General features: G+C 38.2%; 18 protein-coding genes. 9 read left to right on the top strand and 9 right to left on the bottom strand.

The window, feature by feature from the left end; all coding sequences use genetic code 11:
* Window positions 1–66: 66 nt before the first annotated feature.
* Entirely contained in the window at window positions 67–492 is a 426-nt protein-coding gene (locus D017_RS02460; protein ID WP_035334493.1) for a hypothetical protein, read from the bottom strand.
* A 139-nt stretch (window positions 493–631) separates the two neighbouring features.
* Between D017_RS02460 and D017_RS02455 the strand changes: the two genes are divergently transcribed.
* On the top strand, window positions 632–1,471 hold the full coding sequence (locus tag D017_RS02455; RefSeq protein ID WP_035334492.1) for a helix-turn-helix domain-containing protein: 840 nt from the start codon (window positions 632–634) through the stop codon (window positions 1,469–1,471).
* A 37-nt stretch (window positions 1,472–1,508) separates the two neighbouring features.
* Here D017_RS02455 and D017_RS02450 read toward each other — a convergent pair whose 3' ends face one another.
* The 8 genes from D017_RS02450 to gldJ all read right to left on the bottom strand — a co-directional run bounded on the left by D017_RS02450 (window position 1,509) and on the right by gldJ (window position 11,751).
* Window positions 1,509–2,048, bottom strand: a complete 540-nt coding sequence (locus tag D017_RS02450; protein ID WP_035334491.1) for a carboxymuconolactone decarboxylase family protein — start codon at window positions 2,046–2,048, stop codon at window positions 1,509–1,511.
* A 42-nt stretch (window positions 2,049–2,090) separates the two neighbouring features.
* A complete protein-coding gene (locus tag D017_RS15455) occupies window positions 2,091–2,231 on the bottom strand; it encodes a hypothetical protein (protein ID WP_225969325.1) in 141 nt (46 codons plus the stop codon).
* A 317-nt stretch (window positions 2,232–2,548) separates the two neighbouring features.
* Window positions 2,549–3,565 (bottom strand): UDP-glucose 4-epimerase GalE, encoded by a 1,017-nt coding sequence (galE, locus tag D017_RS02445; protein WP_035334490.1) that lies wholly within the window; start codon window positions 3,563–3,565, stop codon window positions 2,549–2,551.
* Between the two features lie 113 nt (window positions 3,566–3,678).
* Window positions 3,679–5,322 (bottom strand): solute:sodium symporter family transporter, encoded by a 1,644-nt coding sequence (locus D017_RS02440; protein WP_035334489.1) that lies wholly within the window; start codon window positions 5,320–5,322, stop codon window positions 3,679–3,681.
* Window positions 5,323–5,453: 131 nt separating this feature from the next.
* Window positions 5,454–8,633, bottom strand: coding sequence for a glycerol kinase GlpK (glpK, locus tag D017_RS02435; RefSeq protein ID WP_035337867.1), 3,180 nt, complete (start codon window positions 8,631–8,633; stop codon window positions 5,454–5,456).
* A gap of 110 nt (window positions 8,634–8,743) precedes the next feature.
* Window positions 8,744–8,881: a hypothetical protein gene (locus D017_RS15450; protein WP_225969324.1), complete on the bottom strand. Its 138-nt coding sequence runs from the start codon at window positions 8,879–8,881 to the stop codon at window positions 8,744–8,746.
* Window positions 8,878–10,017: a UDP-N-acetylmuramoyl-tripeptide--D-alanyl-D-alanine ligase gene (murF, locus tag D017_RS02430; protein WP_225969323.1), complete on the bottom strand. Its 1,140-nt coding sequence runs from the start codon at window positions 10,015–10,017 to the stop codon at window positions 8,878–8,880. The genes D017_RS15450 and murF overlap by 4 nt, the downstream gene beginning before the upstream one ends.
* Before the next feature lie 72 nt (window positions 10,018–10,089).
* On the bottom strand, window positions 10,090–11,751 hold the full coding sequence (gene gldJ / locus D017_RS02425) for a gliding motility lipoprotein GldJ (protein WP_035334488.1): 1,662 nt from the start codon (window positions 11,749–11,751) through the stop codon (window positions 10,090–10,092).
* 280 nt (window positions 11,752–12,031) lie between these two features.
* On the opposite strand from gldJ, the gene porU reads away from it, so the two are divergent.
* The 8 genes from porU to D017_RS02385 all read left to right on the top strand — a co-directional run bounded on the left by porU (window position 12,032) and on the right by D017_RS02385 (window position 22,802).
* Entirely contained in the window at window positions 12,032–15,775 is a 3,744-nt protein-coding gene (porU, locus tag D017_RS02420) for a type IX secretion system sortase PorU (RefSeq protein WP_225969322.1), read from the top strand.
* 45 nt (window positions 15,776–15,820) lie between these two features.
* Window positions 15,821–17,020, top strand: a complete 1,200-nt coding sequence (porV, locus tag D017_RS02415) for a type IX secretion system outer membrane channel protein PorV (RefSeq protein WP_035334486.1) — start codon at window positions 15,821–15,823, stop codon at window positions 17,018–17,020.
* A 31-nt stretch (window positions 17,021–17,051) separates the two neighbouring features.
* Window positions 17,052–17,534 (top strand): cytidine deaminase, encoded by a 483-nt coding sequence (locus tag D017_RS02410; protein ID WP_035334485.1) that lies wholly within the window; start codon window positions 17,052–17,054, stop codon window positions 17,532–17,534.
* A gap of 207 nt (window positions 17,535–17,741) precedes the next feature.
* Complete coding sequence (gene pdhA, locus D017_RS02405) at window positions 17,742–18,740, top strand: pyruvate dehydrogenase (acetyl-transferring) E1 component subunit alpha (RefSeq protein ID WP_035334484.1); 999 nt, start codon at window positions 17,742–17,744, stop codon at window positions 18,738–18,740.
* A gap of 3 nt (window positions 18,741–18,743) precedes the next feature.
* Complete coding sequence (locus tag D017_RS02400; protein WP_035334483.1) at window positions 18,744–20,432, top strand: pyruvate dehydrogenase complex dihydrolipoamide acetyltransferase; 1,689 nt, start codon at window positions 18,744–18,746, stop codon at window positions 20,430–20,432.
* A gap of 62 nt (window positions 20,433–20,494) precedes the next feature.
* Window positions 20,495–21,490: a M28 family peptidase gene (locus tag D017_RS02395; RefSeq protein ID WP_035337864.1), complete on the top strand. Its 996-nt coding sequence runs from the start codon at window positions 20,495–20,497 to the stop codon at window positions 21,488–21,490.
* Entirely contained in the window at window positions 21,490–22,170 is a 681-nt protein-coding gene (locus D017_RS02390; protein WP_035334482.1) for an SDR family oxidoreductase, read from the top strand. Before D017_RS02395 ends, D017_RS02390 begins: the two co-directional genes overlap by 1 nt.
* A gap of 35 nt (window positions 22,171–22,205) precedes the next feature.
* Window positions 22,206–22,802: a SprT-like domain-containing protein gene (locus tag D017_RS02385; RefSeq protein ID WP_035334481.1), complete on the top strand. Its 597-nt coding sequence runs from the start codon at window positions 22,206–22,208 to the stop codon at window positions 22,800–22,802.

Here is a 22,802-nt window from a genome sequence, read left to right as displayed (position 1 = left end):
ATCTCCATAAATATTCTTTGACGAGACTTTTGGTTTTATTAAATGACGCTTTCGCGAAAGCTAAACTTAAAGAATACTAGGCAAGGTTGATAAATATTTTGTAATCGTCTTCTTACTGAATTTACTGTATAAAGCATTAAGTTCCATTGGTGTGAGTTGGCTATAAATGCTCGAGTAATAAGTAGCCAGATACTTATTGAATTCCTGCTGCTCGTTAGATTTTCTACTTGCTTTTCTAAAAATTTTGACCAATTCTTTTTTAGAGATTTGCTTTCCATCCACTTTGTAAACAGATTTTGATTGTTTGCTTTTATTTAAAAATTCTGTGTAACTAAAGCTTTCGTCATCTATCACTTCAATAGTAAATGAAGATAAAGTGGTAGATGATCTAGAAGAAGATGTTAGCCTATTTCCATTACTAGCGATGTAATCTTGTGAAAATGTCTGGCCAGTAATTAATATGGATAGCAGTGTGATGTATAGTGTTTTCATAGTAAATTTATTTTATAGAATAGTCTGTTAGTGCTATTGTGATTAACGATTGTACAAAGTTATCGTAAGGTTGCCTGGTATAGTATGGACATACTTCCTAGCCATTTGTACATTTTGTACATTGTCTTAATTTATATTTATGAAGCTCACATATACATCTTTAAAAGAGGATAGCAAATTAGTGCTTACTGACTTTAATTGCGCGCCATCGCAGCAAATGCTTTCAGACAAAGGAATGTATAAAATACTATGGGCAAAAGACGCTTCTAGGGATATTGTAATAGATGGATACACGCTTCGTTTAGAAAAAGGGCAGCTTATCTTTTGCACGCCACTCAACGTATTAGAGATTGCACAGAGTGATGGACTACTAGCGCTAGTTTTTAATAGAGAATTTTACTGCATAAGAGAGCACGATGATGAGGTTTCTTGTAACGGCTTTCTATTTTATGGGTCGTCACAACCGCCAGTAATAACGTTGAGTGATAAGGAGCTCAAAAGTTATGATGCTATGTTTTTAATGATTCAAGAAGAGTTTGAGACACGAGATCATATACAAGGAGAGATGTTGCGAGTACTACTCAAAAGGTTGCTTATAGCTTCTAGCAGGCATATAAAAAGCCAGTTACCAGAACCAGAGCTGCCTAGCAATCAGTTTGATTTAGTGAGGCAATATCACATTCTTGTAGAACAACATTTTAGAACCTTGCATAAAGTCTCAGATTATGCAGAGCTGCTATTTAAGTCGCCAAAAACGTTATCCAATCATTTTAAAAATATGGGTGATGCATCACCTCTTAAAGTGATTAATGATCGAATTATTTTAGAAGCAAAGCGTTTACTTCTTTACTCAGATAAAAATGTTGAAGAAGTCTCTTATGACATTGGATTTAATGATGCTGGTCACTTTTCAAAATTTTTTAAAAAACACACGGGTGTCCCGCCAGGAACTTTTAAAAAGTCAAAAAGCCCACTGTAAAGTGAGCTTTAATTAAAACAATCAACCTAATAACCTATTACTTATCTAATAATGTTACTGCAGGAAAATCTACAGGAATTTTGGTAGTATTATTAATGTAGTTTGAGATAGTTTTATCTCCTACTAATGAGATGGTATCAATAAGATTTTCCTTTGTCCATCCAGCGTTAAAAAAGTTTTCTAAAACCTCTTCACTCGTGTTGCCACGATTTTCTGTGATGTTTTGAGATAGCCTAGCTAGCGCATCTAGCTTGGTGTCAAAAGAGGCTCTTCCAGCTCTTAACTCTAAGATCTGCTCTGGTGTATAACCATTCATACCAGCAATAGCGGTGTGTGCAGAGAGGCAGTACTCACAACCATTTACCTCACTCACAGCAAGATTTACCACTTCCTTTTCCTTAGCCTTAAGCGAGCTTGGTGCATTTGCAAAGTCTAGGTAGTTTTTAAGTGCATTGTTTGAGTGTGCGTATGTTGCATATAAGTTTGGTACAAACCCCACTGCTTTTTTAAGATTGTCAAAAATTCCTTGGTTTGTCTCGCTTACTTCTGCTCTTGTAGGTACATTAAATGTGCTCATAATTTAAATTTTTATAATTAGAATATTATTAGTGTGATGTATTTATATTTTTTCTGCGTCGCAGTAATAGTCGTCGTTAAAGTTGGTCTCGCAATTGGTTTTAAATAGTTGCTTTGAGACGCGATTTGTAGTATTTCTAAAAATCTCAATGAGATTAAAAATGGAGTTGTTTTTTGTTTTCATAATGTTGTTACTCTTTTGGTACACAACAATAGACGAGCAGTTACAAGCAACCTTAATGTGTATACTTCCTCGCTTATGGTATATTATTCCCTTCCTTATATTAAAAGAGTTTACTTAGTAGCGATTGGATATTTTGTATTTGCATTGTAGTATCCCGCTTTACATTGCAATTCCTCGCGCCTGGCTGTGCCAGACAGCTGAGGGATTTACATTGCAATCGGGGCTAGAGAGAGATAGCAGGCTTACTTAAATCTACATAACAAAAAAAGCTCTCAGTAGTACTGAGAGCTTTTTGATATCATATTATGTTTGATGTATTAGGATCTAATTTTTTGCTCCCATTTCCAGGCAGAATCCATTGCTTCATCTAGCGTGCTTTCAGCCTTCCAGCCTAGCACATTATTAGCCTTATCTGTATCTGCATAAGCAGCCGTGACATCACCTTCTCGTTTATCTACAATCTTATATTTAAGAGGTTTATTGGCTACTTTTTCATAAGATCTGATCACTTCTAGTACAGAACTACCAGTACCTGTGCCCACGTTAAAAACTTCATAATTAGTCGTATTGTTTTCTTTAATGAGTCGTTCTAGCGCAATAACATGTGCCTTTGCAAGATCTACCACATGTATGTAGTCACGTACAGCAGTACCATCTGGAGTAGGGTAGTCATTACCAAAAACGGAGAGCTCCTCCCTTATGCCTATACCTGTTTGAGTAATAAAAGGAACTAGATTTGCAGGTACTCCTAGTGGTAACTCACCTATCTCTGCAGTAGGGTGTGCCCCTATGGGATTAAAGTATCGCAAAGAGATAGCGTTAAGGTGTGGTTGTATACTGCAAGTGTCACGTATGATTTCTTCACCTACTTGTTTTGTGTTTCCATAAGGTGAAGCCGCTGGTTTAACAGGTGCATTTTCTGTTATAGGTAACTCGTCTGCTTGACCATATACAGTGCAAGAAGAGCTAAAAATAAATGAAGCCTTCTCCTTTTTTTGTAACTCTTGTAATATGTAAATTAAGGTAACAAGATTATTTTCATAGTATAATAAAGGCTCCTTTACGCTCTCACCCACCGCTTTTGATGCTGCAAAATGAATGACACCCGCGATATCATTATGACGACTAAAAAAGTCTTGCACTTTTGACTTGTCACGCAGATCAAATTCTTCAAAAAGCGGAGTCGTACCTGTAATATTTGATATGCCTTTTAACACCTCTGTTGAGGAATTTGAGCAGTTGTCAATAATTACCACATCGTGTCCAATTTGTTGAAGTTCAACAACTGTGTGTGACCCTATGAAACCTAGACCTCCTGTTACTAAAATTTTCATTCTATATCCTATTTAGATATCTGCTAAAGTAATTGATTTTGTCAGTCCTCTATTAACACTAAGTACTTAATGATGCCACTTCCAATTTTTGCGAAAGCGGATATCTACCATATTTAAAAAATTAGGTAGGTGCTTAATACCAGTAATACGATTAATGCGCCTACGATGTATGCATATTTCCACGGAGTAGTATCTATCGCTTCTGTTTGCTTAGGTACGTAAATATCTGTTTTAGGTTTTATAGCGCCTACTATGAGCATGATAATCACATTTACCACAAATAAAATTCCCATAATATGTAAGAAATGAGGGAATGCCTCCGCTTTTATGATTGCGAGTTGTGCAGCATCTGTTATGCCATTTGCATCTGCCTCTGCAAGGGCAGTTGCTTGATAGCTAGGTCTCATAAATATGGTACATACGTACATAATTACACCAGCTATTAAAACAATTTTTGCACCTATGGCGGGCACTTTTTTTGTTACAATACCTACAAGTACTACTGCAAGAATAGGAACACTAAGACTTCCCAAGGCTTGCTGGATGTAATCAAATAACCCTGCAGGTGCATTTGCAATAAACGGGGCAATTATCATTGCGATAATAGCAACAACAACTCCAAAAAGCTTTCCAGCCTTTACCGCATTATGCTCTGAAGCATCGCGGTTAAAGAATTTTTTATACAGATCAAACCCAAATAGCGTTGCACTACTATTTAATAAACTATTAAAAGAACTAAGTACAGCTCCAAATAAAACAGCCGCAAAAAAACCAACAAGCGCTGGAGGTAGCACCTCTTTTACAAGTTCTGGATAAGCTTTATCTGCAGAGCTTAAATCCCCTTCAAACAGGTGCCAAGCTATGATACCTGGTAATACTACAATCACTGGTATTAAAAACTTTACAAAGGCCGCTAGCATCATCCCTTTTTGCCCTTCTTTAAGGCTTTTTGCTCCAAAAACACGTTGTAAAATAGCTTGATTTGTTCCCCAGTAATACATCTGCGCAATCATCATACCTGTAAAAATAGTCCCTACAGGAATAGATGATGTTACATCTCCAGTTACATCAAATTTATCTTGATTTTCTGTCCATAACTCGTTCAGACCAGCACCTACACTACCATCACCTATCATTTTGAGACCAAAATATGGGATTAGTAATCCTCCTATTAATAGACCAACGGCATTTACTAAGTCTGATACGGCTACGGCCTTGAGACCTCCAAAAATCGCATATATAATTCCTATAACACCTATTGTCCACACACAAAGCCAGATTACTGCTCCTTCAGACATGCCTAGTAAAGTAGGTAAGTCAAACATAGTGCTGAAGGCGAGAGATCCAGAGTAGAGGATAGTAGGTAATAATACAATACTAAAAGCGATAAGAAATAATACAGAGAGAATAGCTTTTGTGTTTTCATCAAAGCGTTCTTCTATAAATTCTGGAATCGTGGTGATACCTTTGTGCATATATTTTGGTAAGAAATAAACCGCAGTAATCACCATTGCGATTGCTGCTAGTGTTTCCCACGCCATTACAAGTATCCCTTCTGAGAAAGCCTGACCGTTAAGCCCAACAATTTGCTCTGCAGAGAGGTTTGTAAGTAATAGTGATCCTGCAATTGTGAGTGCGCCTAGACTTCTGCCACCTAGGTAGTAACCGTCTGCACTTTTTTCATCAGTACCACGTGTTTTCCACCAAGCGTATCCTGCTACAAGTAAAGTAAATCCAAGAAATGAAATGAGTCCCATGTAATTAGGTATTTATTAATATAGCGTGTAAAATATGACTTTTTAATATAATATTATGAGTTCTATTACGAACCTTTTTACGATATCGTTTTCGCTAGTGTGTTAGTTTGAAATGTTTTTGAGCGTTTGTGTTATTCAAATTCTTCTTCATAGTATTCACTAGCATCTTTTAAGAGAATATGGAGATATTCATTTTCTTGTACTACTCTTTTCTCATCCCAGCCTAAGTATCGTATCATGTCCTCTTGTACAATGTCACGATATTGATGCACAGAGTATATGTCAAAATATAATCTACCCGTACGTCTCACAAAAAAGTCAGCTAGACTGTTTGTCATTTCATGATGTATGCTGTACCATACCTCTGCGCGTATTAAGCGCTCTTCTGGATTTTCATTTAAGAAATAACTCATCTTATCAATGATGGTGTCACTCTGCTTCCCGTATGTAGTTGCTAGGTACCAACTTTGATACTCATCTACTATACCTACCTCTTCAAGGCGCTTTTTAATCTCTTGTTGGTAAATATCAACTTCTGCTGTATTATTTAAAGGCTCAGAAGTAAGAGGTATTTTTTCAGTATGCGATTTTACCAGATGGGCTTTCTTCTTTTCTGGTACATCTTTAAGTACGCGATCTATAACCCTTTGCGCCATTTTACGATATCCAGTAAGTTTACCTCCAGCAATAGAAATCAATCCTGTTTCAGATACAAAAATTTCATCTTTACGACTCAATTCAGAAGGGTCCTTGCCATCTTCATGTATAAGTGGTCTTAGTCCAGCCCAGTTAGACTCTATATCGTCTATAGTGAGATTAACACTTGGAAACATATTATTGGTCGCATCTAGTAGGTAGATTGCATCATCTTGAGTGGCGACTACGCGGTTGAGGTTCCCGTTATAGTTGGTGTCTGTTGTTCCTACGTATGTAGACCTGCCGCGAGGGATGGCAAAAATCATACGACCATCTGGTACATCAAAATAAATAGATTGAGTTAATGGAAAACGCTCTCTAGAAAAAACAATGTGAACCCCTTTTGTGAGATGTAAATACTTATTATTCATGGAGTGGTCTTTTTTCCTTAAAAGATCCACCCATGGTCCTGCAGCAGACACATAGTGCTGTGATTTTAATTTGAAGCTCCTTTGTGTATTGTGATCATAACATTGTAAGCTTTTTATCTTTCCTTGCTCATCGTACTTAAAGGTTTTCATCTCGCAGTAGTTAATAATAGTAGCGCCGTAGCTGGCAGCCTTTTTTAATAACTCTACGGTAAGTCGTGCATCATCTGTGCGATACTCTGCATAATAACCACCACCCACTAGTTGATTTTTGTTAAGTAAAGGTTCTCTAGAAGCAGTTTCTTCTGAGCTAAGCATTTTACGTTTATCATCGCCTTCTACGTTGGCAAGAAAGTCATAGACTTTTAAGCCTATTGCCGTCATCATTTTTCCGTAGGTACCACCTTCTATAAGTGGAAGTAGCATTTTTTCTGGTACAACAAGGTGAGGAGCTAGGGTGTGTACTATGGCTCTTTCACTACCTGATTCTTGAACAAGTCCTATTTCCATTTGCTTAAGGTAACGCAGTCCACCGTGAATAAGCTTTGTAGATTTATTACTTGTTCCAGAAGCAAAATCATTCTTTTCTATAAGACATACATTCATACCACGAGAAGACGCATCAAGTGCAATCCCTGCTCCGGTAACTCCACCTCCTATAACAATAAGATCAAATTTTTCTTTTTGAGCACGGCTTATCTGGCGCTGCCTGTCTAGCACAGAGAAGCGCATAGGTGTTTCTTCTTGTGTGGCGAGCATCTGAATTGTAGTGCTCTTTGTGCGTGCTACGGCATTTTTCCAGCCTGTGTATTTCTTGTTGCGCTCATACTCAGTAATCGTTGGTTCAAAAATGGAATCTACTTGACGTATTTTAGAAATATCTTTTTTGTTCCAAATACCCACTTGAATTCCAGCTAAAAATGCAGCTCCCAATGCAGTGACTTCTAGCATCTCTGGACGATCTACAGCAATGTTAAGAATGTCTGATTGAAATTGCATGAGATAATTATTTGCAGTGGCTCCACCATCTACTCTTAGCGCTTTCATTTGCTTGCCAGAATCTTCAATCATTGCATCGAGAACATCTCGTGTTTGATAGGCAATCGAATCTACGGTAGCTTTTATAATATCGTCTTTTCCTGAGTCTAGTGTTAGTCCATAAATTGCTCCTTTTGCATCCATGTCCCAGTAAGGAGCTCCTAACCCTGCAAAAGCAGGAACTACATATAAATCATCTGTAGCTGCCGTATTCATACAGATATCTTCTGTGTCTCTTGCATGATCTATGAGGTCAAGTTTATCCCGTAACCATTGTACAGATGCGCCTCCCGCAAAAATGGAACCTTCTAGAGCATATTTAACTTTACCACTAGGTAAGCTGGCACATAAAGTAGTAAGCAATCCATTTTTTGAAGTAACAGGTTTTTTTCCAGTATTCATGAGTAGGAAACAACCGGTACCGTAGGTGTTTTTAGCTATTCCAGATTTGTAACCTCCCTGACCAAAGAGCGACGCTTGTTGATCTCCAGAAACTCCACAAATAGGAATGCTGTGACCATCTAGTACTATATTTCCAAAATTTGAGGCGCTATGTTGAACCTTAGGTAACATAGACGCTGGGATGTTTAATGCCTTAAGCATCTTTTCATCCCATTTGAGGTCTATAATATTGTAGAGTAGCGTTCGGCTGGCATTAGAGTGATCTGTTGCATGTACAGTACCATTGGTAAATTTCCAAATAAGCCAAGTATCTATAGTTCCAAAAAGTAAGTCGCCTTGTTGCGCTTTCGCGAAAGCGTCATCTACATTATCTAAGATCCATTTGACCTTAGTTCCTGAGAAGTAGGAGTCTATAATGAGTCCCGTATTCTTATTCACATATTCTTCTAGATCTTGAGATTTTAATTGCTCACAGATATTTTTAGTACGCTTATCGAGCCATACAATAGCATTATATATAGGTTTTCCAGTATTCTTATCCCAGACTACGGTAGTCTCTCGCTGGTTAGTAATACCTATCGCAGCAATCTCGTCTATAGATATATCAGACGTTTCGATAACCTCTTTGAAGGTAGCTTGCTGTGCTTCAAAAATCTCTATAGGATTGTGTTCTACCCAGCCGTGTTGCGGATAATGTTGTTTAAGTTCCTTTTGGGCAATGTTTTTTATGGTTCCTTGATGGTCAAATATGATAGCTCTAGTACTCGTTGTGCCTTGATCAAATGCAATAATATATTTCTTTTCCATAGAGAGAAACTTCATTAATGAAGTCGCCTAAAGTTAAGAATTACATCTTTAATTGATCTAGAGTTAATATTTAGAAAATCAAAAGTTATCTCTATTGAGAATCTTTGGAGTTAATTTTCTAAGAGATTTAATATTCGCTCCATTTTCATGCCTCTAGAACCTTTTATAAGTACCGTTGCGCCAGTTGGAATTTTGTTTGAGTACGCTTTCGCGAAAGCGTTATAATCCTCATAAACCTCTTGGTTCAAATGAGGGGCCGAAGCGCCAAAATCTGTACTATGGCATATACTTGGTCAATCTTAAGATTACTAGCTAAGTCTAACATAGCTTGATGCTCGACTTTTGAGGTGGCACCTACTTCAAACATATTACCTATGAATGCAATGGTTGTGGTGTTTGTAGCCTTTAAATTTTCTAAAGCTGCCACCATGCTCGTAGGGTTTGCATTGTAGGCGTCGAGAATAATACTATAATTATCTTTATTTATGATTTGAGAGCGATTATTTGCAGGTATGTATTTTTCAATTCCTGACTTAACCTGATCAATAGATAGGTCAAAATAGGTGCCCATTGCAATAGCAACAGCAATATTTGTATAGTTATAGATACCTATGAGTTGGCTATTGATAGTGGTTTCCTTAAACAATAGTTTGAGGTTCTCAGATCCATCTACTAAACTGATAGGGAAGTTGCTTTCTGTAGAGCCAAATGTTTGTAAAGTAATGCCATTAGATTTTTCCACTTGCAGTTGGTCTGTGTCGTTTATAAAAGCCATTTCCTCGTGATCTCTAAGATAATTATAAAGCTCACTTTTGCCTTTTATAACACCTTCAAACCCTCCAAAACCTTCGAGGTGTGCCTTTCCAAAGTTTGTGATATAGCCAAAGTTAGGTTGGGCAATCTCGCATAGCATGGCAATTTCTCCTTGATGGTTTGCGCCCATCTCTACAATTCCTAAATCTGTAGTAGTATCCATAGATAAGAGTGTAAGTGGCACTCCTATGTGGTTGTTAAGATTTCCTTTAGTAGCTACAGTCACATATTTTTCAGAAAGTACTGAGTTTATAAGCTCCTTTGTAGTGGTTTTGCCATTGCTTCCAGTTAATCCTATTATAGGTAGGTTAAGGTATTTACGATGGTAATTTGCTAGTTGTTGTAATGTTTTAAGAGCATCGTCTACCAGCACAGTATAATCAGCTTCATATTCTTTTTCATCTATCACTGCGAGTCTAGCGCCATCTAGTAATGCTTGTTTTGCAAACTTGTTACCATTAAAATTGTCTCCCTTCAAAGAGATGTAAATCTGATTTTCTTGTAAAGTTCTGGTGTCAGTACAAACACCGTTACTGTTTAAAAAATGGAAGTGTAGCTCTGCAATGGTCATAATGATAGTAAAATTTTAATATGAAAAAAGCCCTCACAAGAGGGCTTTTAAAAATACTGTAAAAAGAGAATGTTATCTAGCTCTTTTTCCTTTTTTAGATTTTGATCCCACTCTTGACATAGCACAACGGAAACCAATATCATCTGATGCCATTCCTTGTGGAAGGAATCTTCTCTGTGCTGGATCTAACCAGTATGCTCTATCTCTCCAAGAACCTCCTTTATAAACACGTACTTCGTCGTTTACTAGCGATGTTCTGTTGTTAGATTCGTCATAGCGACGTTCCATGTTTCCTTCTTCATCTCTCTCCACTTTATGTTGTGGAGCGTTGTACATTTTTTTACCTGAGTCTGGATTGTCTACATCTTCATTAAAAGATTCAAAATATCTTGTAGATCTTCTGTCACCATCTCTAAAGTTACGGTTGTCACTTGTAGAGAATTGTGTTCTAAGGTAAGTCTCATCTTCATCTACTGGTACTTGCAGTATTTCTCCAGGTAAATCTCTAGCGACAATGCTTCCGTTTGCTAGTGTGTCATATACGATAGAATCTACAGTAACGATTTTTACCTTACCATCTTCACCTATTGCATTTTTGGTGTAAACGTTACCTCTGTAGTAGTTAAAGTCGTTAAACTCATCATCTACAATAGGGCGATAAACATCTGCTACCCACTCAGAAACGTTTCCGGCCATATCGTAAAGTCCAAAATCGTTAGGTTCGTAAGTTTTTACTTCAGCGGTAATATCTGCGTTATCATCAGACCATCCTGCGATACCACCATAATCTCCATCTGCTTGTTTAAAATTTGCTAAATGATCTCCACGTGTACGACGATCTGAAGATCTAGTATAAGATCCATCCCAAGGATATTTCTTACGACCACGGTATACATTGTAGCTTCTTAATTCAGTTAGGCCAAGAGCTGCATATTCCCACTCTGCCTCTGTAGGTAGTCTGTACTTAGGAAGAAGTATTCCATCTGTACGCTGTACAAATATGTTCGTACTATCATTTTGTTTCATGCGGCGCTCACTAGAACGACCACCTCTTGCAAGACTATCGCTTCCACCATAGGTAAGTGTAGGAGCATTTAAGTAAGTTTCTGTGTCAAACGTTGAGCCAGCATCTACATCAAAACGAGCACCTCTTGCAGTATAACCTTGCTCTTCAAGGATAAGCTCATTAACTCTGTTTGATCTCCAGTTTGCATACTCTACTGCCTGTATCCAGCTTACACCTACTACTGGGTAGTTTGCATATGCAGGGTGACGCAGGTAGTTTTCTGTCATAGTTTCATTAAAACCAAGACGGTTTCTCCATACTAACGTATCAGGTAGTGCACCTTTGTAAATATTGCGGTAATTTTCTTCTTCTGGAGGAAATACTTTCTTTAAGTAATCTAGGTATTCTAGATACATACCGTTAGTAACCTCAGTTTCATCTATGTAAAAAGATTGGACGTGCTGCTGGTTTGGAGAGTTATTCCAGTCATGCATTACATCATCTTGTACTTTACCCATGGTAAAAGTACCTCCTTCTACAAACACAAGTCCAGGTCCAGTGGCTTGCTCTTCGTAGTCTGTTTTAAGCTTAAATCCTCCGTTTTTACCGTCGACTTTCCAGCCTGTTCCTCTAGAGCTGTCTTTGTAATCGTTTGATTTGCTACAACTTGAGACTGTAATCGAAATCACGGCAAGTGCCAGCATTTTTAATGCAAAGTGTAGTTTCATAGGTAATTATGTTCAAATGTATTTGGGGTTGCAAGATAGTAATAACTCGTTAAAGTGCAAGCATTTTGCTATGGCGAGCCCAAAAAAAAGTTCGATTCTTATGGTTAACTCATTAGTAACGGCGCTATTTATTCTTTATTATTGTTTACAGTAAAAAAACTACACTATTACTATAAGTTAATAATAAGCCGCACAGGCTTTCGTTATCCTACTAATGAAAACTTTTCTCTCTTTTTTTTTAATTTTTATTACGATTTGTACATCTGCACAATCAGAGCAAATGATTATAAACTGGGAAGGTGCTTTAAAAATCACTCAGGAAGGCAGCTCTGTAGAGGTAATGAATCTTGTGGTAAGTGAGGGAGGTGAGTATACGTATAGTATGCAGTGGGATGCTAGAAATGTGATTGATCCCCAATCTTCAAAATTCATAAATATAAGATTTGAGACGGTTCCTCAGTCTTGGCTCAATGCGATTGATAAAAAGCAACTATCCTCAGAAGTGAGTTATCAATTTTATACATCTAAAGCTCGTAATCAGAATTATGGTGTATTAGAGATCACGCCTTTTGTAAAAAAGAATGGCCAGATCATGAGGGTGGTTTCTGGTGATGTGATATTCGCTTTCGCGAAAGCGCAACAATTCCAACGAGCACCGCTTGTGATAAGTAATTCATTATTAGCTACTGGAGACTACTATAAATTTTACGTTGAAGAGTCCGGTATACATACTATTGATAGAAGTTTTTTGCATAGTTTAGGGGTCGATGTTAATGGAATTAATCCTGAGCAGATAAAAGTGTATGGTTACGGAGGTTCTCCTTTGCCATTACGCAATAGTGATAATGAGAATTTTGATCTTAGAGAAATTCCTATTCAAGTGTTGGGAGGAGGCGATGGAACTTTTGATAATGATGATCGCATACTCTTTTATGGGGAAAGTACAAGAAAATATCATGAAGAGTTAGATACTCATATAAATCCATACGAGGATAGATCATATTACTACATAACAACTAGTGGGGCAAATGGACAGCGTGTACGTCCTTATGCAGAGCCATCTGGAGTTGAGACTGTAACTTATGATACCTATAAAGAGTATCAGTTTCATGAGGAGGATGAGGTAAGCTTAGTTAAAATAGGTAGGCGCTGGTTTGGAGAGCGCTTTAGTTTTGAGAATGAGCAGTCTTTTGAGTTTGATTTTGAAAACGCATTGCTTGGACAAACAGCCATTTTGAGGGTTGAAGTGGCCGCTACATCAGAAAGTGTAACATCTTTTGATGTGCTTGTAAATGGTGCTTCTGTAGGGTCTGTAAATATTCTTGCCATTAATGATATTGTACTAGCTAGAGGCGCCTCTCTTAATGTAGAGGTGCCTGTTTCAAGTAGTGAGATGGTGGTGACGTTAGTTTATGATAATAATGGTAACCCGTCTAGTGTGGGATACCTTGATTTTATAAGTCTCGACGTAGACTCACGCTTAAGTGGTACTGGAAAACAATTTACGTTTAGAAATCCAGATGCAGGCATGCAGTCAGGAGTGGGTGCGTATTCATTGAGTAATATGCAAGATTATACTCAAATCTGGGATGTAACAAATCAAACCGAAATAAGAGCTTTGGAGCTAGATGGGGAGCAGAATGTCTCTTTCAAAAGTTTGCTAGGTACAGAAAAATCATTTGTGGCAGTTCCCCCATCTGATTACTTGATACCTTTTCGCGAAAGCGGAAATACGCAGTTAGCTAATCAAAATTTGAAAGGAACTATTTTCCAAAACAATAGTGGTGATTTTGAAGATGTAGATTACTTAATGATTACAGGTAGTGCCTTGTTGTCTCAAGCGGAAAGACTAGCGCAACATAATAGAAATTTTAGAGGACTCAATGTAAAGACAGTTACACTTGAGCAAATTTATAATGAATTTGGTGGAGGTAAGGCAGATATAGGGGCGATTAGAAACTTCATAAAATATGTCTATGATAATACATCCTCAGATGCTGGACGATTAAAATATGTATGCCTTTTTGGTGATACTTCTGTAGATTATAAAGACCGAATTACGGGGAATAATAATGTGATGCCTACCTATCAAACTTTTGATAGTTTTAGTCTGGTGCGTTCATTTATGAGTGATGATTTTTATGGCTCATTAGATCCATCTGAGGGTACAATGATTGCGTCAGATAAATTAGACGTGGCCGTGGGACGTATTGTTGCAGACTCGCCGAGTCTTGCCTCTACGGTAGTTGATAAAATCATTAATTATGATGCTCGTGAGTCTTATGGACGCTGGCGTAATAATTTTGTGTTAGTGTCTGATGATGTGGATGAGGTTTTTGAATTTGCTCAGTTGCAAGGGACTTTAGATAATCTGGGAGATCAAATTAGTGTAGAGAAACCTTTTGTAAATGTTATAAAAATACATAGTGATGCGTTTCAGCAGCAATCATCTGCTGGGGGAGACAGATATCCTCAAGTAAACGAAGCTATTGAAAATGCCGTTGAGGTAGGTTCGCTTGTAGTGACTTATCTAGGTCACGGTGGGGAAGAACTTCTCGCGGCCGAAGCTATAGTGACACAAAACGAAATTAACAACCTAGATAATGGCGCACGTTTGCCGCTTGTGGTAACTGTTACGTGTGAGTTTGGAAAGTTTGACAATCCTGAACGTCCTACAGGAGGAGAAGCCTTGTTTTGGAATGCCGATGGTGGGGCAGTAGGTCTTGTAACAACTACAAGAGAAATCACGGTAACTCTTGGAGTTAATTTTAATAACTCATTGGTAGAGCAGCTATTTTCCTTTGGTACAAACGAAGTTAAAAGTGTAGCCGAGAATATTAGAGCCTCAAAAAACGGAATATCAGATCCGCTACGTAGGGTAATTTTCTTTGTAGGTGATCCAGCGATGAAGCTTGCATTCCCTAAGCCAGACATACAACTATCTGCGATTAATGATGTGCCAGTAGGGGCTGAGCTTCCTGTGTTAAAGGCGCTTGACCTAGTTAAGGTAGGTGGTCGGGTTACTTCGCAAGTAGGTCAGACGCTTACAGATTATAATGGTACACTAGCAGTTACTTTGTATGACAAACGTATAGATAGGCGGACGCTGGGTAATGATGGTGTGGTAATAGGTGGAGAGCTCGCAATTATGGATTTTACAACGCTAGGTGCTATTCTTTATAGAGGGCAGGCATCTGTGAAAAACGGTAATTTTGAATTTACATTTAGAATGCCACGAGATACCGCAATACCACTAGGTAATGGTCGGCTTAATTTCTATTCAGAACGATTAGGGGTATTAGAAGATCAAACGGGCGTAGATGAAACTATAATTGTAGGAGGTCTTAATGAGAATGCACCAGAAGATAACCTAGGCCCTAGGATTAAGTTGTTTATGAATGATGAAAACTTTGTAAACGGAGGCATCACAAACGACTCACCTATTATACTTGCAAAGCTAGAAGATGAAAACGGGATCAATACTGCTAGTGGTATAGGTCATGATATTGTGGCAATAATAGATGGTGATGAGACCAATCCTATTATAATGAATGACTTTTATGAGACAGATGTAGATGACTTTATGAAAGGTACTGCTGCTCGTAAGATTAGAAACTTAGAGCCTGGACCACATACGTTGTCATTCAAGGCATGGGATGTGTATAATAATTCATCTACGGCAGAGCTGCAGTTTGTGGTTTTGGGAGATGAAGAGTTAGAGCTGGAAAATGTACTTAACTATCCTAATCCATTTGTTAATTATACAGAATTTTGGTTCAATCATAATCGCCCTTTTGAACCTCTTGATGTACAGGTTCAAATTTTTACCGTAAGCGGTAAAGTGGTAAAAACCATTAATCAAACAGTTGTTACAGAAGGTTTCTTGTCACGTTCAATAACGTGGGATGGTCTTGATGATTTTGGTCAGGCTCTAGGAAAAGGTGTGTATGTATATAAGATAACTGTTAAATCCACGTTAACTAACAAGCGAGTGGAGAAAATAGAGAAGCTCGTGATCCTCTAATCATAATCATAGAAAAGTCTATATTTGTTTTAAATGCCTCAACATATGAATAAAGTTTTTACACTATTAGGAGTAGTTTTATGTAGCGTACTGGGCTCAAGCCTTCAAGCGCAAGATCAACCTAATACTATTACAACGGCAGTGCCATTCTTGGTAATAGCGGGAGACGCGCGAGCGGCTGGAATGGGAGAGCAAGGTGTTGCTACTAGTCCAGATGCATATGCTGTGCAGTGGAACCCAGCTAAACTTGCATTCTTGCCTAACAAACATAACGTAGGTATTAACTATACACCTTATCTCGGTAACTTAGTAAACGACATAGGTTTACTGCAGGCGGTTTATGCAAATCGTATTGATGATCGTAGTGCTTTTGCGGCTAGTGTAAGATATTTTAGTCTTGGTACCATCAACACGAGAAATAGTGCTCAAGATCCTGGTCTTGATGTAAAACCTAATGAATTTTCTATAGATGCAACCTATGCGCTTAAACTTGATGATCAGTTCTCTATGGCGGTTTCTGGACGTTTTTTACAGAGTAACTTACGTATACAGCAACTTGATGAGTTTGCAGATGCTAGTCCGGCGAGTTCTTTTGGAGTAGATATCTCAGGTTATTACCAGTCTGAAGAGCAAGTGTATAGTAATTTTGATGGTAGGTGGAGAGCAGGTTTTAATATTTCAAACATAGGACCTAAGGTCAAATATGACGATGCTGGGCAAGAAAATTTTATACCTACAAACCTAAAGTTAGGTGGTGGGTTTGATTTTATACTAGATAGTTATAATAAGATATTTGTAGGTCTTGAATTTAATAAATTACTAGTGCCTACACCGCCAAGAAGAGAGGGCGATCCTGGTTTTGGAGGAGATATTAATGGCAATGGTGTGGAAAATGATGATTCTGTTATAGCGGGTCAAGATGATGATGTAAACTTCTTCTCAGGAATCTTTCAATCTTTTGGTGATGCGCCAGATGGATTTAGTGAAGAGCTTAAGGAGGTTACTTGGTCTCTTGCTACAGAATATACTTATAACGATGTTTTTGCGTTGAGGGCTGGTTATTTTAATGAAAGTGAGTTAAAAGGTTCTCGTAAGTTTGCAACACTAGGAGCAGGTTTTGAGTTTAACGCAATAGATGTAGATCTTTCTTATCTTTTCTCAACGGGATCTGTTATTAGTCCTCTAGAAAGTACGCTGCGTTTTGGACTTACCTTTCATTTTGGAGATGAGTACGACGAGTATTAAAACATGATATTTGCGAAAGCAAAAAAAGCTTATGAAAAAAATAAAAATTGAATCGTTTCTAGATGTGTACCCTTCAAAAGATTCACTTCCAGAAGCGATTTCATCATTAATGGATGCTGCTTTTGAGGCAAGAGAAAAAGCCTATGCGCCATATTCAGAATTCTTAGTTGGAGCCGCGTTACTTTTAGATAATGGAGTGGTAGTCACAGGAAATAATCAAGAAAATGCCTGCTATCCTGGTGGTCTGTGTGCAGAGCGTACGGCTATTTTTTATGCATCTTCACAATATCCAGATGCAGCGATGGTCTCTATGGCAATCACGGCAAGAGCAAAAGATAAGGAGACTACGGTGCCTATTCCACCATGCGGTATTTGTAGACAAGCAATTGCAGAGTATGAAATAAAGCAAAAAATGCCTATTTCACTCTATTTTATGGGAGAGCGTGGAGAGGTTTTAAAAAGTGATTCTTTAGAAAATATACTTCCACTATTGTTTACTTCAAAATATTTGTAGTTCCTGTTGGACGTTGCTAGGCTTCGTGATCGACTTAAGTAAGCGGTTGTTTTTGTGTAAAGTACGCTTTCGCGAAAGCTAAAAAGTGCTACTATAAATTTACGATAGCGTTTGCGTAACTTTTCCTTGCATTCAATTTTACCATATCTTCTTAATTGGTTATTTTTGTTACTCGCTCAAAAATGAGCGGCATTTATACGCTTTTAAATGAAAAAGATAACCAAAGAAACATACCTTAATTGGTACGAGGAAATGCTCTTCTGGCGCAAGTTTGAAGATAAGCTAGCTCAAGTATATATACAGCAGAAAGTCCGCGGATTTCTTCACCTTTATAATGGTCAAGAAGCAATCCTTGCCGGTTCATTGCATGCAATGGATTTATCTAAGGATAAAATGATTACTGCATATCGTAATCACGTCCAACCTATCGGTATGGGTGTAGACCCTAAGCGAGTGATGGCAGAGTTGTTTGGTAAAGCGACGGGTACATCTCAAGGTCTTGGTGGTTCTATGCATATCTTCTCTCGTGAGAAAGGATTTTATGGAGGTCACGGGATTGTAGGAGGTCAGATACCTTTGGGGGCTGGAATGGCTTTTGGAGATAAGTACAATAAAACTGGAGCGGTAACACTTTGTTATTTTGGAGATGGTGCAGCTCGTCAAGGATCTTTGCATGAAACGTTTAACATGGCAATGCTCTGGAAACTTCCAGTAGTATTTTGTGTAGAGAATAACGGGTATGCGATGGGAACATCTGTAGCTCGTACTGCAAACCATGAAGATATCTGGAAACTAGGATTAGGATATGAAATGCCTTGTGGCCCTGTAGATGCTATGAATCCAGTTGCTGTAGCCGAAGCTATGGACGAGGCTATAGAGCGTGCTCGTCGTGGTGATGGTCCTACATTTTTAGAACTTAAAACATATAGATATAGAGGTCACTCTATGTCTGATGCTCAGCACTATCGTACTAAAGACGAAGTAGCAGAGTATCAAAAAATAGATCCTATTACTCAGGTTAAAGAGACTATTCTTGAAAAGGGATACGCAACCGAAGAAGAGATCAAGGTAATGGACAAACGTGTAAAATCACGTGTGGCAGAATGTGAAAAATTTGCCGAAGAAAGTCCGTTCCCAGATGTAAACGTGATGTACGATGTAGTGTACGATCAAGAAGAATATCCATTTATACCTCATAGACTTTAAGTTATGGCAGAAGTAATAAATATGCCGCGTCTAAGCGACACGATGGAAGAAGGAACAGTTGCTACTTGGCTTAAAAAAGTAGGTGACAAAGTAGAAGAAGGAGATATCCTTGCTGAAATCGAAACAGATAAGGCAACCATGGAGTTTGAATCTTTTAACGAAGGTGTGCTATTACACATCGGGATTGAAGAAGGTCAAACCGCAAAAGTTGATGTTCTTTTAGCTATCATTGGTGAAGAAGGAGAAGACATTTCTGGATTATTAAATGGTGGTGACGCTTCCGCGAAAAGTGGAGAAGACCAAGCATCATCTTCTGATGAGAAAGAAGAGACTGCAGCTCAAGATAAAGCCAATGACGAATCTTCTGATGAAGAAGAATCTGCCGATGCTGGATCAGATATTCCTGAAGGAGTTGTCGTAGTAACTATGCCACGTCTGTCTGATACGATGGAGGAAGGGACAGTTGCTACTTGGTTAAAAGCCATAGGTGATAAAGTGGAAGAGGGAGATATTCTTGCTGAAATAGAAACCGACAAGGCGACTATGGAGTTTGAATCATTCCAGTCTGGTACTTTATTACACATAGGTATTAATGAAGGTGAGACGGCAAATGTTGATGCGCTACTTGCAATCATAGGCCCAGAAGGAACAGATGTTTCTGGTGTGGTAAAAAGCGGCGGAGTTACTAAAAAAGAAGCTCCAAAGAAAGAAGAAAAGAAAGAGGCTCCAAAAGCTGATAAAAAGGCAGATGCTCCAAAGGCAGCGCCTAAGAAAGATAATAATACAAACTCTGCTTCTGGTTCTTCAAAACCTGCAACAAATACTAACGGAGGACGCATATTTGCTTCTCCACTAGCAAAGAAAATAGCAGAGGAGAAAGGAATAAACCTAGCACAAGTAAAAGGTTCTGGTGAAAATGGACGTATCGTAAAAAGCGATGTTGAAAACTTCACGCCTGGTGCTAGTCAATCTTCTGGAGCAGGAGTGCAGCAATTTGTTGCTACAGGTGAAGAGAGTTTTGAAGAGGTTGAAAACTCTCAAATGCGTAAAGCAATCGCTCGCGGACTTGGTAAATCTAAGTTTACAGCGCCTCATTACTACTTGAACGTAGAGTTCAATATGGAGAATATGATGAGCTTCCGTAAGCAGTTTAATGCACTACCAGATACAAAAGTATCTTTTAATGATATGATCATTAAAGCAACGTCTATCGCATTAAAACAGCATCCGCAAGTAAACTCTCAGTGGTTTGATGATAAAATGCGTCTCAATCACCATGTACATATTGGTGTGGCGGTAGCAGTTCCAGATGGCCTTGTTGTCCCTGTTGTGGAATTTGCAAATGAAAAGACATTGCAGCAAATTAATGCTGAGGTAAAAGTACTAGCAGGAAAAGCACGTGATAAGAAGCTTACTCTTCCAGAAATGGAAGGTTCTACCTTCACTATTTCAAATTTAGGAATGTTTGGTATCACAGATTTTACTTCAATTATCAATCAGCCTAACTCTGCTATCCTATCTGTAGGAGCAATTGTAGAGAAGCCTGTGGTAAAAGATGGAAAGCTTGCTGTGGGACACACTATGAAGCTTACACTTGCTTGTGATCACCGTACTGTAGATGGCGCAACTGGAGCACAATTTTTACAAACACTTAAAACGTATATTGAAAACCCAGTATTAATGCTGGCGTAGTCAATAACAAATATAGAATGATAAACCCACGCAACTGCGTGGGTTTTTTTATCTTTAGCTTTATGAAAAATATCTTAGTATTAGTAGGAGCCCTTGTTTTAGTGGGCTGTGGGTCACCCTCTCCTTTAGTAGGTGTAAAGGGAGAAAACGTGAGTACTGCACCAGCGAGCCAAGTAACGATGGTTATGCCAGACATCAAAAAAATGAAGTCTGTAAAAAGCACGATGGAGTTTCTAGCTTCAGATGAGCTTCAAGGTCGTGATACGGGAAGTAAAGGAATTGAGATGGCGGCACAGTTTATAGAAGCTCGCTTTAAAGACGCTGGAATAAAACCTTATTTTGAGAATTATCGTGATCCGTTTGACGCAAATGGTGTTGAGGCATTTAATATTGTAGGCGTGCTGGAAGGAAATGATCCTAAGCTCAAAGATGAGGTAATTATCATAGGCGCACATTATGATCATATTGGTACTGCAAAAGCTGTTGGTGATGATACTATAGCAAACGGAGCAAACGATAATGCTGCTGGTACCACTACGGTACTTGCGCTTACAGATCATTTTACTAAAGCAAAAAGTAATAAACGTACCATTATATTTACTCTTTATTCTGCCGAAGAAAAAGGCTTGTTGGGGTCAAAAGACTTATCTAGTAGGCTCAAGGCTGCAGGTATTGATTTATACACAATGATCAGTATTGAGATGGTTGGAGTGCCTATGGTGGATAAAGACCACTCGTTATATGCCTCAGGTTATGAAAAATCTAACTTTGCAGAAAAATTCAATCAATATGCAGGTGAAAAGGTTATTGGTTTTCTTCCAAAGGCAAAAGAATTTAATCTTTTCAAGCGTAGTGATAACTATCCTTTCTTTTTAGATTTTAATATTCCTGCACATACTATTTCTTCATTTGACTTTACAAATTATGATCACTATCATGGCGTAGGTGATGAAGCAGATAAAATGGATATCGACTTTATGGAAGGACTTATTAAAAAGTTAATCCCAGGGATCACGGGAATGGCAAATAGCCCTAACAAAGAGATTAAAATGAACTAATGAAAAGAATCATAATTACAGGTACGAGTAGAGGGATAGGTTTTGAGCTTGCAAAGAAGTTTGCAAAAGAAGGGCACCAAGTACTTGCGCTTTCGCGAAAGCATACTCCTTGTGCAGATTTAAATTTACAGAATCTCACTGCTTTTCCATTTGATATTACAGACCAATCACATTTTCAAAAAGTCATAGATTTTATTGAAAGTGATTGGGAAGGAGTAGATGTGCTGATAAATAATGCGGGTGCTTTACTTAATAAGCCATTTGCAGAGACTACCGTTGCAGATTTTGAAATGGTGTACAAAGTAAACGTGTTTGGCGTTGCCGAGTTAACGCGTACGGTACTTCCATATATGACAGCTGGTGCACATGTAGTAACGGTGTCTAGTATGGGCGGAATCCAAGGAAGCATGAAGTTTCCGGGTCTAGCTGCATATAGCTCAAGTAAAGGAGCGGTTATTACATGGAGCGAACTCTTAGCCGAAGAATACAAGGAACAGGGCATAGCATTTAATGTACTGGCTCTAGGTGCCGTGCAGACAGAAATGTTAGAAGAAGCATTTCCTGGCTATGAGGCGCCCTTAACGGCTATGCAAATGGCAGATTATCTATCTAATTTTGCCTTAACAGGAAATCAGTTCTATAACGGTAAAGTATTGCAGGTTTCTGCTAGTACACCGTAAGTGCTAAGTGATCTTTAAAACGATTTGTAATTTACGTGGTAGAAGTCCTCAAAAAATATATTCCAGAAAGAGCGGCTGCTCCTGTCTTTGCTTTGATAAAAGAGCATGCTGTTTATCTCAAGATTGTAAATGAACGAGTAACAAGACACGGGGATTATAGAATACTTGCAGATGGGCAGCACCAAATCACAGTAAACGTAAGTCTCAATAAATACAGGTTTTTAGTCACTTTAGTTCATGAAATAGCGCATCTAGTTGCTTTTAAAAAATATGGTAGAGCAATCAAACCTCATGGTAAAGAATGGAAACATACTTTTCAATACCTGATGTTACCTTTTATAAGACCAGAGATATTTCCAGCAGATTTATTACCTTATTTAGCTCGACATTTTAAAAATCCTAGAGCGAGTAGTGATACAGATGCTCATCTTTCTGTAGCGCTAAAGAACTATGACCCACCTAGTAATAAAAATTATATATTTGAGTTGCCCACGGGATCTACATTCAAGATTTACAATGGGAAAATATTTAAAAAAGGCAGAAAGCGTGTAAAACGTTATGAATGTATAGAGATAAGTACAGGTAGAACATATCTATTTCAGCCTAACGCCGAGGTAGAAATCATAGATTAA

Origin of the sequence: Dokdonia sp. PRO95 (assembly GCF_000355805.1) — a bacterium.
Taxonomy (GTDB): Bacteria; Bacteroidota; Bacteroidia; order Flavobacteriales; family Flavobacteriaceae; genus Dokdonia.
The sequence above is the reverse complement of the archived record's forward strand: the minus strand, read 5'-3'. Positions and strand labels throughout refer to the sequence as shown.

Excerpts from the sequence above, each read along its gene's own strand:
- D017_RS15455 (WP_225969325.1), bottom strand. The coding sequence starts at position 2,231 with ATGAAAACAAAAAACAACTCCATTTTTAATCTCATTGAGATTTTTAGA.
- D017_RS02440 (WP_035334489.1), bottom strand. The coding sequence starts at position 5,322 with ATGGGACTCATTTCATTTCTTGGATTTACTTTACTTGTAGCAGGATAC.
- D017_RS02455 (WP_035334492.1), top strand. The coding sequence starts at position 632 with ATGAAGCTCACATATACATCTTTAAAAGAGGATAGCAAATTAGTGCTT.
- D017_RS02395 (WP_035337864.1), top strand. The coding sequence starts at position 20,495 with ATGAAAAATATCTTAGTATTAGTAGGAGCCCTTGTTTTAGTGGGCTGT.
- galE (WP_035334490.1), bottom strand. The coding sequence starts at position 3,565 with ATGAAAATTTTAGTAACAGGAGGTCTAGGTTTCATAGGGTCACACACA.
- D017_RS02450 (WP_035334491.1), bottom strand. The coding sequence starts at position 2,048 with ATGAGCACATTTAATGTACCTACAAGAGCAGAAGTAAGCGAGACAAAC.
- pdhA (WP_035334484.1), top strand. The coding sequence starts at position 17,742 with ATGAAAAAGATAACCAAAGAAACATACCTTAATTGGTACGAGGAAATG.
- D017_RS02410 (WP_035334485.1), top strand. The coding sequence starts at position 17,052 with ATGAAAAAAATAAAAATTGAATCGTTTCTAGATGTGTACCCTTCAAAA.
- glpK (WP_035337867.1), bottom strand. The coding sequence starts at position 8,633 with ATGGAAAAGAAATATATTATTGCATTTGATCAAGGCACAACGAGTACT.
- murF (WP_225969323.1), bottom strand. The coding sequence starts at position 10,017 with ATGACCATTGCAGAGCTACACTTCCATTTTTTAAACAGTAACGGTGTT.
- D017_RS02390 (WP_035334482.1), top strand. The coding sequence starts at position 21,490 with ATGAAAAGAATCATAATTACAGGTACGAGTAGAGGGATAGGTTTTGAG.
- gldJ (WP_035334488.1), bottom strand. The coding sequence starts at position 11,751 with ATGAAACTACACTTTGCATTAAAAATGCTGGCACTTGCCGTGATTTCG.
- D017_RS02460 (WP_035334493.1), bottom strand. The coding sequence starts at position 492 with ATGAAAACACTATACATCACACTGCTATCCATATTAATTACTGGCCAG.
- D017_RS02400 (WP_035334483.1), top strand. The coding sequence starts at position 18,744 with ATGGCAGAAGTAATAAATATGCCGCGTCTAAGCGACACGATGGAAGAA.
- porU (WP_225969322.1), top strand. The coding sequence starts at position 12,032 with ATGATTATAAACTGGGAAGGTGCTTTAAAAATCACTCAGGAAGGCAGC.
- porV (WP_035334486.1), top strand. The coding sequence starts at position 15,821 with ATGAATAAAGTTTTTACACTATTAGGAGTAGTTTTATGTAGCGTACTG.